This window comes from Bounagaea algeriensis (assembly GCF_054491375.1).
Genome location: NZ_CM137102.1, coordinates 4,485,719 through 4,500,382, shown reverse-complemented (window position 1 = coordinate 4,500,382; position 14,664 = coordinate 4,485,719). Strand labels below are relative to the sequence as shown.

The window sequence follows — 14,664 nt, the reverse complement described above, 5'->3', positions numbered from 1 at the left end:
GGTTGACGCAGTCAGCCGCCGGGCGGAAGGTGGCCCGCCACCAACGCCGGGGTCGGTGCAGCGCGCGGCGGGGAGCAGAAGCTGAATGCAGGGAAGGAACGCACGCGATGAGTGGCCAGGACGGGGCGACGGACGGGACCGCCGCGACAGCGAACGAAGAGGTCCCGCCGCACCGCTACACGGCGCGGATGGCCGCCGAGATCGAGCAGCGCTGGCAGCGCCGGTGGTCCGAGCTCGGCAGCTTCCACGCGCCGAACCCGGTCGGCTCCCTGTCCGCTGAGGACGTCTCCGCGGACAAGCTGTTCGTGCAGGACATGTTCCCCTACCCGTCCGGTTCCGGGCTGCACGTCGGTCACCCGCTGGGCTACATCGGCACGGACGTCTACGCCCGCTTCAACCGGATGCTGGGTTACAACGTGCTGCACACGATGGGCTTCGACTCCTTCGGGCTGCCGGCCGAGCAGTACGCGGCGCAGACGGGCACCCACCCGCGCACGACGACCGAGGCCAACATCGAGTGGTTCCTGGGCCAGATCCGCCGGCTGGGGCTCGGCCACGACGAGCGGCGCCGGATCGCGACGACGGACATCGAGTTCTACCGCTGGACGCAGTGGATCTTCCTGCAGATCTTCAACGCCTGGTACGACTTCGACGCCGACGGCGGCCGCGGCCGTGCGCGTCCCATCGGCGAGCTGCAGCGGCAGTTCGCCGAGGGTGAGCGGTCCGCGCCGGACGGCCGCGCGTGGTCGGAGCTGTCGGACCTGGAGCAGCGCGAGCTGCTCGACTCGCACCGCCTGGCCTACCTGTCCGAGGAGCCGGTGAACTGGGCGCCGGGCCTGGGCACCGTGGTGGCGAACGAGGAGGTCACCGCCGAGGGGCTGACCGAGCGCGGCAACTTCCCGGTGTTCCGCCGCAACCTCAAGCAGTGGATGATGCGGATCACCGCCTACGCCGACCGCCTGCTCGACGACCTGGACCGGCTGGTCTGGCCGGAGCAGGTCAAGACGATGCAGCGCAACTGGATCGGCCGCTCGCGCGGTGCCAACGTGCTGTTCGGCGTGGACGGCCTCGACGAGGCGGTCGACGTGTTCACCACGCGGCCGGACACGCTGTTCGGTGCCACGTTCATGGCGCTGGCGCCGGAGAACCCGCTGGTGGACCGGTTGCTCGCCGATGCGTGGCCGTCCGGTGCGGACCAGCGGTGGACGGGTGGTGCCGCGACTCCGGCAGAGGCCGTCGCGCAGTACCGGCGCCGCGCGTCCACGAAGTCCGAACTGGACCGGCAGGAAAGCCGGGAGAAGACGGGCGTTTTCACCGGTGCCTGGGCGGTCAACCCGGTGAACGGGCGGCGCATCCCCGTTTTCGTCGCCGACTACGTGCTCATGGGCTACGGCACGGGCGCGGTCATGGCGGTGCCCGGCGAGGACGAACGCGACTGGGAGTTCGCCGAGGTGTTCGGCCTGCCGATCGTGCGCACGGTGCAGCCGCCCGCGGACTTCGAAGGTCAGGCATACACCGGTGACGGCCCGGCGATCAATTCGTCCTCCGCGGACACCGGGTTGGACGTCAACGGCATGGACGTGGCCGAAGCCAAGGACGCGGTCATCGACTGGCTGGGCGAGCACGGCCACGGCAGCGCCAGCGTGCAGTACAAGCTGCGGGACTGGCTGTTCGCCCGCCAGCGCTACTGGGGCGAGCCGTTCCCGATCGTCTACGACGAGCACGGCCTGCCGCGCGCGCTGCCGGAGGAGCACCTGCCGGTGCAGCTGCCGGAGGTCGCCGAGTACTCGCCGCGCACCTTCGACCCGGAGGACGCCGACAGCGTGCCGGAACCGCCGCTGTCGAAGTCCACCGACTGGGTCGAGGTGGAACTGGACCTGGGCGACGGCCCGAAGACCTACCGCCGCGACACCAACGTCATGCCGCAGTGGGCGGGTTCGTGCTGGTACCAGCTGCGCTACATCGACCCGGACAACGGCGAGCGCTTCGTCGACCCGGAGAACGAGCGCTACTGGATGGGCAAGCGTCCCGCGGAGCACGGTCCCGACGACCCGGGCGGTGTGGACCTCTACGTCGGCGGCGTCGAGCACGCGGTGCTGCACCTGCTGTACTCGCGCTTCTGGCACAAGGTGCTCTACGACCTGGGCTGGGTCTCCTCCGAGGAGCCGTACCGCCGGCTGTACAACCAGGGCTACATCCAGGCCTACGCCTACACCGACGCGCGCGGCGTGTACGTCCCCGCCGAGGAGGTCACCGAGTCCGGTGGTCGCTACTTCTGGGGAGAGGCGGAGGTCTTCCAGGAGTACGGCAAGATGGGCAAGAGCCTGAAGAACTCGGTCTCGCCGGACGAGATGGCCGACGCCTACGGCGCGGACACGCTGCGGCTGTACGAGATGACGATGGGGCCGCTGGACGCCTCCCGCCCGTGGGCTACCAAGGACGTCGTCGGAGCGCACCGGTTCCTGCAGCGGCTGTGGCGCAACGTCGTCGACGAGCACGGCGGCGAGCTGCGCGTGGTCGACGAGCGGCCGGACGACGAGGTGCTGCGCGCGCTGCACAAGACGATCGCCACGGTGCGCGAGGAGTACGCCGAGCTGCGCTTCAACACCGCGGTGGCCAAGCTGATCGAGCTGAACAACCGGGTGACCAAGGCCTACGCGGGGGCGGGTGCGCCGCGCGAGGTCGTCGAGGCCATGGTGCTCATGGTCGCCCCGGTGACGCCGCACGTCGCCGAGGAGATGTGGGCGCGGCTCGGCCACTCCGACAGCCTGGTGCACGCACCGTTCCCGCAGGCGGACGAGGACCTGCTGGTGGAGGACACGGTCGAGTACCCGATCCAGGTCAACGGCAAGGTGCGGTCGCGGGTGACCGTGCCGGCCTCGGCCGATGACGAGGCGGTGCGCGCGGCCGCGCTGGCCGACGAGCGGATCTCGGGGGAGCTCGACGGCGGCGAGCCGCGCAAGGTCATCGTCGTGCCCGGTCGGCTGGTGAACGTCGTGGCGTGATGCCGCCGGCGCCGGCTTCCCCGGCGCCGGCGGCCGCAGCTGTGAACGACGGGGCCGCGGTGGGATCGTTCCCGCCGCGGCCCGCTGCGTTCCCGCCGCGGCCCGCTGCGTTCCCGCCGCGGCCCGCTGCGTTCCGGGCGGTGCGGCCCGCTGCGTCGCGGGCGGAGCGTCGCCGGGTGCGCACCGGGCTGGGTGGCACCGGTCGGCGTTCTGCGGTCGGTGGCGTGCGCGCACCGCGGTCTCCGCGGGGGCTCGCTGCACCGTTGCCGACCAGGTGTCGTGCGGTGCCTGTCGGGTGCGCCCCGGGGAACGCCTGTCGGGTATGCCCCGAGGAGCGGGGCGAGCGGCGCTGCGGTGTCGCGGAGGCCACAGTGGCGAAGTTACTCACTGGTAACTACGCTCGGGGGCAGCAGGCGCTGACGTGTGGAGGAGCCCATGACGATGCCGAACACCCCCCGCGAAATCGACACCGCGGCGCTCGCCGGCCTGTTCGACGGACGCTGGGCGGACGTGCGCGCACGCGTCCGCGAGGGCCTCACCCACGTCGACCTGGCGCCGGATCCGGCGGCCGACACGGAAACGCAGCGCGCCCGCACCCTCGAACAGCTGACGATGCTCGCCAAGACGGGCGTGCAGGAACTCGGCTTTCCCCGCGAACACGGCGGCGGTTCCGACGTGGGCGGTTCGGTGGTCTCGCTGGAGATGTTGCCCGGCAACCTCTCGCTCATGGTCAAGGGCGGGGTGCAGTGGGGCCTGTTCGGCGGCGCGGTCGTGGCGCTCGGTACCGAACGCCACCACGAGCGCTACCTGCGCGACATCATGAACCTGGACCTGCTCGGCTGCTTCGCCATGACCGAGCGCGGCCACGGCTCGGACGTGCAGAACGTGCGCACCACGGCCGCCTATGACGCCGAGACCGGCGAGTTCGTGGTGCACACCCCGGACGAGTCGGCGATGAAGGAGTTCATCGGCAACGCCGCGCGCGACGGGCGGCTGGCCGTCGTGTTCGCGCAGCTGCACACACCCGATGGCGGTGAGCACGGGGTGCACGCGCTGCTGGTGCCGATCCGCGACCGCGACGGCACCGCGCTGCCCGGCGTGCACATCGACGATTGCGGGCACAAGGCAGGTCTCAACGGGGTGGACAACGGCACGCTGGCGTTCGACCAGGTGCGCGTGCCGCGGGAGAACCTGCTCAACCGGTACGGCGACGTCGCCGCCGACGGCACCTACTCCAGCCCGATCGACAAGCCGACCAAGCGGTTCTTCACCATGCTCGGCACGCTCATCCGCGGCCGCGTGTCGGTCGCCGGAACGGCGGGCAGCGCGACGAAACTGGCGTTGGAGATCGCGCTGCGCTACGGCGAGAACAGGCGGCAGTTCACCCGCCCGGACACCGGGGATGAAGTGTCCATCATGGACTACCTGGGGCACCAGCGGAAACTCCTGCCCGCGCTGGCGAAGACCTGCGCGCTGCACTTCGCGCACGCCGACCTGGTCGAGACGATGCACGACCTCTCCGACGCCGGCGACGAAGCCGGGCAGCGCAAGCTCGAGAGCGATGTCGCCGGGCTCAAGGCCGTGACCACGTGGCACGCCACGCGCACGATCCAGACCTGCCGCGAGGCCTGCGGCGGTTCCGGCTACCTGGCCGAGAACCAGCTCGCGCAGCTGAAGGCCGACACGGACGTGTTCACCACGTTCGAGGGCGACAACACGGTGCTGCTGCAGCTGCTGGCCAAGGGCATGCTCACGCACTACAGGGAGCAGTTCGACGAGCTCGGAACCCTCGGCATGGCGCGGTTCATCGCCGACCAGTTCGTCGAAGCGGTGGTCGAGCGCGCCGCGGCCCGCAACCTCGTGCAGCGGCTCATCAGTTCGGGCAAGGACGACGTGTTCGACCGCGGTTGGCAGCTCAAGCAGTTCGAGGAACGCGAGAAGCACGTGCTGGACGGACTGGCCAGGCGGCTGCGCCGGGCCGGCAAGGACAACGCCTTCGAGGTGTTCAACGACGCCCAGGACCACGTGTTGCTGGCCGCGCGGGCGCACGTCGACCGGATGGTGCTCGATTCGTTCGTCAACGCCGTCGACCGCTGCACCGACGGCGCCACGCGCCAGTTGCTGGAACGGGTCTGCGACCTCTACGCGCTGTCCACGATCGAGGCCGAGCGCGGGTGGTTCCTCGAGCACGAGCGGATCAGCCCGCGCAGGTCCAAGGAGGTCACCCAGGCCGTCAACGCGCTGTGCCAGTCGTTGCGCCCGCACGCCGTGGACATCGTGCAAGCCTTCGGCATCCCCCGCCAGTGGGTGCGGGCTCCCATCGTCGACCGCGGCTGACCCCCTCCTGACCAGCTTTGAGAACGTTTCTCGAGAAACGTTCCAACCGAGCCGGCGAGTTATCCACAGGGTGTGGAGTTGTCCACAGGTCGTGCTCGCCCTGCGGGAAATTCCCTGACCGATGCGGCACGTTGAATGCATGGTCAAGAAGCCTCTGCTACCCCAGACCAACACGTCCGGCTTGTTCACGCGCACGGAAGCGCTGGCCGCAGGCTGGACGGATCGGGATCTGCGCCGGAATCCGGAGATCTACCGGGTGATCCACGGTGTGTACGCACACCTCGGTGCGCGGCTGACGCATCGTTTGAAGTGCGAAGCGGTGTCGATGTGCTTTCCGCCCGACGCCGTGATCACTGGTCGATCCGCTGCGACCCTGCTCGGCGTCGAGCTCGCCGGACCGCACACGCCCGTCGAAGTGGTCGTCAACGGAAACCGCTACGTCAATCGCAGGTACGGGACCCGGTGTTGGGCCGTGCGTACCTATCCCCGGGAGCACCGGCCGTGGCAGGGAATCCGGTTGGCGACTGCGCCGCGGGCGTGCCTGGATCTGCTGTCCCGGCATCCGTTGAAGATCGGTGTTCCGGGTGTCGACGCGATGCTGCATGCCGGGACCATCGACGTGGCCGCGGTGCACCGAACCGTGTCCGGACGCAGTGACCACCGCATCAGACACGCGCGGCGGGCGCTGGAGTTGGTCGACGGTCGTGCGGAGTCCATTCCGGAGTCCGTGCTGCGGCTCGTGCTGAGATTCGGTGGTCTGCAGCCGGAGCCGCAGGTGGAAGTCCGAGACGCAGACGGGTTCGTCGCACGGGTGGATTTGGCTTTCGAGGAGGCCAAGCTCGCAGTGGAATACGACGGCGCTTGGCACGGCGCGCCGTCGCAGATGTGGGCGGACGAGCGGCGGCGGGAGCGGCTCCGCCAGAACGGCTGGCGCGTGATCGTGGTGACGCAGACTCGACTGCATACCGAGCCGGAGTCCGTGGTGGAGGAGGTGAAGACCGCTCTGGGCGAGCGCCGGCGGTGAGGACGTTTCTCGAGAAAAGTCGCGGACTTTTCTCGAGAAACGTCCACCCTTCGCACCGGGAGGTGAGTCGGGGGCTGCAGACCACGGCAGTGCGGCGGCAGCGGTGTGCGCGGGGCGCGTGGTGCGCTAGGTGATGGCAGGGCGCGTGGTGCGCTAGATGGTGGCGGGGCGTGTGGTGCGACGGGTGATGGCGGGGAGTTCCCGCGACCGGCCGCACGGGGGGCGTTGCGGCCGGTCCCGGTGAGCCGGCGGTTTGTCGTCGGTCGGCGCGAACCCTGGCAAATCCGCGGCACCGCCATTGGAACGTGTCCGTTCGGCTCCGGTGACCCCTTCCGAGCCAAGTTCCTACGAACGATGGATCAAGAGTGCCCGGTGTTGCCCGGTTCCCACGGTGCTGCGGCCCGCGCGCCGGAAACAGCTGGTAATGCGCAGGCAGCACGCCCTTGACAAAGACACAACAAAGGGCAGAATCTCTCAATAACCAACAAGCAACCGGAGGATATCGGGCATGTACGGGGCGGAGCGGCAGCAACTGCTCGCGCAGCGGGCCCGGCAGCAGGGCCGGGTCGACGTGGCGGCCACGGCCGCCGAGCTCGAAGTGGCTCCGGAGACGATCCGCCGCGACCTCGCGGCGCTGGAACGGCGCGGAGTCGTCCGCCGCGTCTACGGCGGCGCGATCCCGGTGGAACGCCTCGACTTCGAACCGGGCGTGTCCCTGCGGGACCAGACCAACTCGGCCGACAAGGAGCGGATCGCCAAAGCCGCCGCCGACCTGCTGCCCGAGCGGGGAACGGTGCTGCTCGACGCGGGCACCACCACCGGCCGGTTGGCCACGCACATGCCGCTGGACCGGGAGTTCACGGTGGTCACCAACGCCCTGCCCGCCGCGCAGCAGCTCGCCAGCCGCAGCAACATCACGTTGCACCTGCTCGGTGGGCGCGTGCGGTCGACGACGCTGGCCGCCGTCGAGTCCTGGGCGCTGGACGTGCTCGACGGCCTCACCGTCGAGGTCGGTTTCTTCGGCACCAACGGCTTCTCGGCGGAACGCGGCTGCACCACCCCCGACCCGGCCGAATCCGCGGTCAAGGCCGCCATGGTGCGCGCCTGCCGCCGCCGCGTGCTGCTCGCCGATCCCGCCAAGTACGGCGACGACCAGTTCAGCCGCTTCGCCGGACTGTCCGAGATGGACACGGTCGTCACCGGCGCGGGTCTGGACGAGTCCGCGCGGGACGAACTCGACCGCGCCGATACGGAAGTGGTGTTCGCGTGATCGTCACCATCACCCCGAACCCCAGCCTCGACCGCACGATCCAGGTGGACCGGCTCGTCCCGGGCGGCGTCCACCGCGCGCAACAGGTGCAGCTCGACCCGGGGGGCAAGGGCGTCAACGTCGCGCGAGCGCTCGCCGCGGCCGAGGTGCGGACCGCGGCGGTGCTCCCCTTCGGCGGGGCCGAAGGGCGGCGGCTGGCGGAACTGCTCAGTCCCGAATCCGTGCCCGTCGTGGAAGTGCCGCTGCGCACGCGCACCCGCAGCAACGTGACCGTGGTGGACCAGGACGGGATCACCAGCAAGTTCAACGAACCCGGCCCGCAGCTGGACGAGCACGAGGTGCGCGAACTGGAACGCACCGCCGGTGAACTGGCCGGCACCGCCGACTGGGTCGTCAGCAGCGGCAGCCTGCCCGACGGGTGCTCGGCGGACCTGCACGCGCGGTTGGCCGGCGCCGCACGCGCGGCGGGCGCGCGCACCGCCGTCGACGCTTCCGGAACCGCTCTGCGGCGCGCCGTCGCGGCGGGCCCCGACCTGATCAAGCCGAACCTCGACGAACTGGCCGAACTGGCCGGGCGCGAACTCACCGATCTCGGCGACGTGGTCGACGTGGCCCGCGGCCTGCGCGACCGCGGCGTCGGTGCCGTGCTCACCAGCCTCGGCGGACTCGGCGCGGTGCTGGTGGACGAGCACGGCAGCCTGCACGCCACCAGCCCGGTCGGGCAGGTGCGCAGCACGGTCGGTGCGGGAGACGCCGTGCTCGCCGGATTCCTCCGCGCCGATGCGGCGCGGCGCGAACGGGTGGAGGTCCTGCGCACCGCGGTGGCCTACGGCGCGGCGGCGGTGGGGCTGGCCGGCAGCCGGATGCCGGATCCCGCGGACGTGCTCGGACACCGGGTGCGTGTGGACACAGTGGACGAAACGGTAAGTCTGAGTGGAGCGGCGGCATGAGCACCGAACTGATCACAGTGGACCTGGTGGACCTCGAACTCGACCGGCACGGCACCGACAAGGACAAGGTCGTCCGCGCGCTGGCCGAACGGCTCACCGCGGTCGGACGGGTCACCGACCTGGAGCGGTTCCTCGCCGACGTGCGCGAACGGGAGAGCCAGATGCCGACCGGCATGGAAGGCGGCATCGGCATCCCGCACTGCCGGTCGACCGCGGTCACCGCGCCGACCCTGGCGTTCGGCCGCAGCGCGAACGGCGTGGACTTCGGGGCCGAGGACGGCCCGGCGCACCTGGTGTTCCTCATCGCCGCACCGGAAGGCGGCGACTCCGACCACATGACGGTGCTGGCGGCGCTGGCCCGCCGACTCGTGCGCCCGCAGTTCAAGCGGACGTTGCTGGAAACCACCGATCCCGCCGAGGCGGCGACGTTCATCAGCACGGAGGTCGCGTCATGAGACTCGTCGCGGTGACCGCGTGCCCCACGGGGATCGCGCACACCTACATGGCCGCGGAGGCGCTGGAGCAGGCCGCCGCGGACGCGGGCCACGACATCCAGGTCGAAACCCAGGGATCCGCCGGATCCGAAGCTCTGTCCACGGCGGACATCGGCGCGGCGGATGCGGTGATCTTCGCCGCGGACGTGGGGGTGCGCGACCGCGACCGGTTCGCGGGCAAGCCACTCGTCGAAGGCGGGGTCAAGCAGGCCATCAACGATGCGGCCGGACTCGTCGACCAGGCGGAGGCGGCAGCTGCGACATCAGCCGCGGATGCGGCGTCGACCACCGGAACCGAGCCCGCGGCAACGGCTTCCGGCGGCTCCGCCGGTGGTGCGGGCTCCACCGGCGGAACGGGCTCCGGCGGCATCACCGGCTGGGGGAGTCGGCTGCGGCAGTGGCTGATGACCGGCGTCAGCTACATGATCCCGTTCGTCGCCGCAGGCGGACTGCTCATGGCCCTGAGCTACGCCCTCGGCGGCTACGCGATCACCGAAGCCCCCGACGTGACCGAGCAGTTCGACCCGGCGAGCCTGACCAGCTGGGCGGCGCTGGCCAACCAGACCGGTGAGACCGCGTTCGAGTTCCTCGTGCCCGTGCTTGCCGGGTTCATCGCCTACGCCATGGCCGATCGGGCGGGCATCGCACCCGGTTTCGTCGCCGGCGCCGTGGCCTCCACCGTGGGAGCCGGCTTCCTCGGCGGCCTCGTCGGCGGTCTGCTCGCCGGTGCCGTCGTCGCCGGCATGCGGCGCATCCCCGTGCCCCGCGCGGTTTCCGGGATCATGCCGGTGGTGGTGCTGCCGCTGTTCGGCTCCGCGATCGTCGGCGTTCTCATGTACGTCGTGATCGGACAGCCGATCGCGCTGGTCATGTCTGGCCTCACCGACTGGCTCAACGGCCTGTCCGGGGCCAACGCGGTGCTGCTCGGCGCGCTGCTCGGCGGGATGATCGCGCTGGACATGGGCGGACCGGTGAACAAGGTCGCCTACACCTTCGCCGTCGGCGGGCTGTCCACCGGCACCACGGCTTCGCTGGAGATCATGGCTGCCGTGATGGCCGCGGGCATGGTGCCGCCGCTGGCCGCCGCACTGGCCACCGCCGTGCGGGGTTCCCGGTTCACCGAGTCCGAACGCGCCAGCGGCCGCACCGCCTGGCTGCTGGGCGCCTCCTTCGTCACCGAAGGCGCCATCCCGTTCGCGGCGGCCGACCCGCTGCGCGTCATCCCTTCGGTGATGCTCGGCTCGATCACGACGGGAGCCCTGTCGATGGGCCTGGGCGTGACGCTGCGGGCCCCGCACGGCGGGTTGTTCGTGCTGCCGCTGGTGGGTGGCCCGCTGCAGTACCTGCTGGCCATCGCCGCCGGAACGGCCCTGGCGGCCGCGGCGCTGCTCGTGGTCAAACGGGTGACCACCGCGTCGCCGGAGAAGAGCACCGCCGGGCGGAGCACCGGCGCCACCGTGCCCGCCTGATCCGCGTCCCGCTGCGCGGCGCTCCGCGCAGCGGCTCCGCACCCGGCCTCCGCACCGACCAGCCGCGGAGGCCGCACCACCACCGAAGACCCCCGGCCGGATCCCGCGGACTTGCGGGAGCCGGTTCCCGAGACCGACAGCCGACCCCGCAACACCGGGGAGAGCGGAGGAGTTGCCATGCGCCGCCGAGTCACCGTCGCCTCGCACGTCGGTTTGCACGCACGCCCGGCCGGGCTGCTCGCCCGGACCGCGGCCGAGCAGGACGCACCCGTGCACATCGCCAAGGTCACCGACGGCACCGCCGGCGAGTTCGTCGACGCCGCCAGCGTGCTCGGCCTCATGACCCTCGGTGCCGAGCACGGCGCCGAGGTCGAGCTCGACTCCGCGGACGAGGCGGCGCTCGACGCGGCCGCCGCCGTCATCACCACCGATCAGGACACGGTCGAAGCCCCCGCGCAGTAAGACCTCGTTGCTCCGCCCGGACGGCGGAACACCGAGCAGCCCGGGCTGCCCGCCCTCGACAGCGAAGGAGATCGACGTGGCGTCACAGGACGAGCAGCGGCCGTTCCGGCCGCACCGGAGGGCGTTCCTGACAGGTGCCGGTGCCGTGGCCGGTTGGGGACTCCTCTCGGCGGTGGGCTGCGCGACTGCGGCCACCGCGCAGCGCGCGCCCTCGCCGGGGGCGACGGAGCAGTGGCGGCCCCGCGTGCGGTTCGCACCCGAACGCAACTGGATCAACGATCCGAACGGCCTGGTGTGGTTCGACGGCGAATACCACCTGTTCTTCCAGCACAATCCGCACGGCAGCGAGCACGAGAACATGAGCTGGGGTCACGCCGTCAGCTCCGATCTCGTGCGGTGGGACGAACTTCCGGTGGCGCTGCGACCGGACGAGCTGGGCGCGATCTTCTCGGGCGGTGCGGTCGTCGACGAGCACGACACCAGTGGTTTCTTCGGCGGCGAACCGGGACTGGTCGCCTTCTACACGGCCGACGGGCAGCACCAGACCCAGTGCCTGGCGCACAGTCGGGACCGCGGCAGGAGCTGGACGAAGTACGAGGGCAACCCGGTGATCGAGAACCCGGGGATCGAGAACTTCCGCGATCCCAAGGTGATCCGGCACGAAGCCACCGGCAGGTGGGTGCTCATGCTCGCCGCCGAGGACCGGATCCTGTTCTACGGTTCGACCGACCTCGTGCACTGGGAACGGATGAGCGAGTTCGGCGCGGAGCAGGGCGCGCACGGCGGCGTCTGGGAGTGCCCGGAGCTGTTCGAACTGCCCGTGGACGGCGGCGAGGGCACCCGGTGGGTGCTCGTCGTCAGCATCAACCCCGGCGGTCCCGCGGGCGGTTCCGCGACGCAGTACTTCATCGGCGACTTCGACGGCACCGCATTCACGCCCGCGGACGACGAGGTGCGGTGGGTGGACCGCGGTGCCGACTTCTACGCGGCGCAGACGTGGTCGAACGAGCCGCGCGGCCGCCGGTTGTGGGTCGGGTGGCTGAGCAACTGGGACTACGCCGAGGAGGTGCCCACCGAGCCGTGGCGCGGCGCGATGAGCCTTCCCCGACAGGTCGGTCTCACCGAGCACCGCGGCGCCGTCGCACTGGTGCAGTGGCCGGTCCGCGAGCTGGAAGCGGTGCGCGGCGAACTGCACGAGTGGCGCGGCACCGTGCGCGGTGAGCAGGAGATCCCCGAGCTGATCGGTGGTTGCCTCGACATCGACGCGACGTTCCGCGTTCCGCCGGGAGGGGGCGGGTCGTTCGGGCTCGACGTGTTCGCCACCGGGGCGCAGCGCACCCGCGTCGGCTACGACGCGGACACCGGTGAGCTGTTCCTCGACCGGACGTCCGCCGGGTCGACCGAGGTGCACCCGGACTTCCCCGCCCGCCACGGCACGCCGCTGCCGCTGCCGGAGGACGGCGTGCTGCAGGTCCGCGTCGTGCTGGACCGCAGCAGCGTGGAGGTGTTCGCCGACGGGGGGCGGGCGGTGCTGACGCACCTGGTCCTGCCCGATGCCGTCGACGAGTCGGCGGTGCGCCTGTTCGCCACCGGCCCCGACGTCCGGGCGGACGTGCAGGCCTGGCCGCTCGCCGCGGACTAAGGGCAGAGCGGATTAAGGGCAGAAGCTCGTGTCGACCGGTTCGCCGGGTACCGGCCTGCGGCCGAGCGCCGGTTCGCGGCCGCGGGCGGGGCGGGTGCTCGGCGGGGTTGCGGGCATCATGGTGCTGTGCCGCTCGGTCGTGGGCCGCGTGGTCGTGGCTCGGGTAGTCGTGAACTGCGCGGGCATGTACTGCGTGGTCATGGGCACAGCCTGCGACGTGCGGGGGTGCCTCGGAATCAGTACGCGTACTCAGGTGCCACTCAGCAGTAATCGCCTCGGTGGCCAGTGAGTACCGCAGCGGGTGGCACCGGACAGGCCCGCTGCGGTCGGTGAATCACCAGGAAAGGTTTGGTCGAACCCATGTCGCGCTTGCGAGGTGTCGGAGTCAGCCCGGGCATCGCCGCCGGACCCGCCGTCCGCGTCGCCGAGGCGCTCGGTGAACCCGCATCGGGCCCGGCCCCGACCGACGCGGAAACCGAAGCGGCGCGCATCCGGCCCGCCGCCGACGCCGTCTCCCAGCAGCTGTTCCAGCGCGCCGCCCACGCCGACGGGGACGCCAAGACCGTCCTCGAAACCACGGCCGCCATGGCCATGGACCCGGCGCTGCTCTCGCAGGCCGAACAGCGCGTGCACGGCGGCCTGCCCGCGGCGCGCGCCGTGCACGAGGCCGCCGAGGGCTTCGCCGAAGCGCTGCGCTCCGCGGGCGACTACCTCGCCGAACGCGTCCGCGACGTGCAGGACGTGCGCGACCGGATCATCGCCGAACTCCTCGGCCTCACCCCGCCGGGCATCCCCGACCTGGACCAGGCGTCCGTGCTGCTCGCCCGGGACCTGGCGCCGGCCGACACGGCCGCGCTCGACCCCGAGTCGGTGCTGGCCCTCGTCACCGAGGAAGGCGGCCCCACCAGCCACACCGCCATCCTCGCCCGCTCCCTCGGCATCCCCGCCGTCGTCGCCGTGCGTGAACTGCTGGCCACCGGCGGCGTCGGCATCACCGTCGACGGCGACAGCGGCGAGGTGGAACTGTCCGCCGAACCCGTCACCCCCCGGGCGGCCGAACGGCAGACCGCGGCCGCGTGGAGCGGCACCGGTGCCACCGCCGACGGCCACCCGGTCAAAGTGCTGGCCAACATCGGTTCGGCCGTCGACGCCCGCACCGCCGCCGACGCCGGAGCCGAAGGCGTCGGCCTGTTCCGCACCGAGTTCTGCTACCTCGACGCGGACTCCGAACCCGAGGTGGCCACGCAGCGCGCCGCGTACGCCGAGGCGCTGCGGCCGTTCGCCGGAAAGCCCGTCATCGTCCGCACGCTCGACGCCGGGGCGGACAAACCGCTGCCGTTCCTCGACATGGGCGCCGAACCCAACCCGGCGCTCGGCGTGCGCGGGCTGCGCATCGCCTTCGACCGGCCCGAACTGCTCGACCGGCAGCTCGAAGCCGTCGCCGCCGCGGCCGCCGACAGCGGAGCCGACGTCTCCGTGATGGCACCCATGGTCGCCACCCCGGCCGAAGCGGCGTGGTTCGCCGAACGGGTCCGCGGCAGCACCGGCCTGCGCGCCGGCGTGATGGTCGAAGTCCCCGCCGCGGCGCTGTACGCCGACGAGCTGTGCCGGGCGGTCGACTTCGTCAGCATCGGCACCAACGACCTCGCCCAGTACCTGTTCGCCGCCGACCGGATGACCGGGGCGCTCGCCGAACTCAACGACCCGTGGCACCCCGCGCTGCTGCGGCTGATCGAACGCATCGCCGAAGCCGGGCAGCGCTCCGGCACGCCCGTCGGGGTCTGCGGCGAGGCCGCCGCAGACCCGCGCCTGGCCGGCGTGCTCACCGGGCTCGGGGTCACCAGCCTGTCCATGGCCGCGGCCGCGGTGCGCGGCGTCGGTGCGGAACTCGCCCGGCAACCCCTGTCCGCGTGGCAGCAGGCCGCGCGGCATGCGGTTGACGCGTCCGATCCGGCCGCGGCCCGCACCACGGGTTGAACGCGCGGCTCGCCGCGGTCAGCGCGGGACGGCC

General features: G+C 71.6%; 11 protein-coding genes. 10 read left to right on the top strand and 1 reads right to left on the bottom strand.

Annotated features, from left to right (window positions below; translation table 11 throughout):
* Positions 1 to 107: 107 nt before the first annotated feature.
* From leuS to ACVGV2_RS20490, 9 genes are all read left to right on the top strand, one after another.
* On the top strand, positions 108 to 3,005 hold the full coding sequence (gene leuS, locus ACVGV2_RS20530; RefSeq protein WP_459163978.1) for a leucine--tRNA ligase: 2,898 nt from the start codon (positions 108 to 110) through the stop codon (positions 3,003 to 3,005).
* Between the two features lie 435 nt (positions 3,006 to 3,440).
* Positions 3,441 to 5,342, top strand: coding sequence for an acyl-CoA dehydrogenase family protein (locus ACVGV2_RS20525; RefSeq protein WP_459163977.1), 1,902 nt, complete (start codon positions 3,441 to 3,443; stop codon positions 5,340 to 5,342).
* Positions 5,343 to 5,481: 139 nt separating this feature from the next.
* Positions 5,482 to 6,366, top strand: coding sequence for an endonuclease domain-containing protein (locus tag ACVGV2_RS20520; protein WP_459163976.1), 885 nt, complete (start codon positions 5,482 to 5,484; stop codon positions 6,364 to 6,366).
* 508 nt (positions 6,367 to 6,874) lie between these two features.
* Complete coding sequence (locus tag ACVGV2_RS20515) at positions 6,875 to 7,636, top strand: DeoR/GlpR family DNA-binding transcription regulator (RefSeq protein WP_459163975.1); 762 nt, start codon at positions 6,875 to 6,877, stop codon at positions 7,634 to 7,636.
* Entirely contained in the window at positions 7,633 to 8,586 is a 954-nt protein-coding gene (gene pfkB, locus ACVGV2_RS20510; RefSeq protein ID WP_459163974.1) for a 1-phosphofructokinase, read from the top strand. Before ACVGV2_RS20515 ends, pfkB begins: the two co-directional genes overlap by 4 nt.
* Entirely contained in the window at positions 8,583 to 9,041 is a 459-nt protein-coding gene (locus ACVGV2_RS20505; RefSeq protein WP_459163973.1) for a PTS sugar transporter subunit IIA, read from the top strand. Before pfkB ends, ACVGV2_RS20505 begins: the two co-directional genes overlap by 4 nt.
* Positions 9,038 to 10,549, top strand: a complete 1,512-nt coding sequence (locus ACVGV2_RS20500; RefSeq protein WP_459163972.1) for a PTS fructose transporter subunit IIC — start codon at positions 9,038 to 9,040, stop codon at positions 10,547 to 10,549. Before ACVGV2_RS20505 ends, ACVGV2_RS20500 begins: the two co-directional genes overlap by 4 nt.
* Before the next feature lie 177 nt (positions 10,550 to 10,726).
* Positions 10,727 to 11,011 carry an HPr family phosphocarrier protein gene (locus ACVGV2_RS20495; protein ID WP_459163971.1) on the top strand — a complete coding sequence of 95 codons (285 nt, stop codon included), beginning with the start codon at positions 10,727 to 10,729 and terminating at the stop codon, positions 11,009 to 11,011.
* Between the two features lie 76 nt (positions 11,012 to 11,087).
* Entirely contained in the window at positions 11,088 to 12,653 is a 1,566-nt protein-coding gene (locus ACVGV2_RS20490) for a glycoside hydrolase family 32 protein (protein WP_459163970.1), read from the top strand.
* 12 nt (positions 12,654 to 12,665) lie between these two features.
* On the opposite strand, the gene ACVGV2_RS20485 is transcribed toward ACVGV2_RS20490, so the two are convergent.
* Entirely contained in the window at positions 12,666 to 12,854 is a 189-nt protein-coding gene (locus ACVGV2_RS20485; RefSeq protein WP_459163969.1) for a hypothetical protein, read from the bottom strand.
* Between the two features lie 159 nt (positions 12,855 to 13,013).
* Between ACVGV2_RS20485 and ptsP the strand changes: the two genes are divergently transcribed.
* Positions 13,014 to 14,630 carry a phosphoenolpyruvate--protein phosphotransferase gene (gene ptsP, locus ACVGV2_RS20480; RefSeq protein ID WP_459163968.1) on the top strand — a complete coding sequence of 539 codons (1,617 nt, stop codon included), beginning with the start codon at positions 13,014 to 13,016 and terminating at the stop codon, positions 14,628 to 14,630.
* Positions 14,631 to 14,664: the final 34 nt, after the last annotated feature.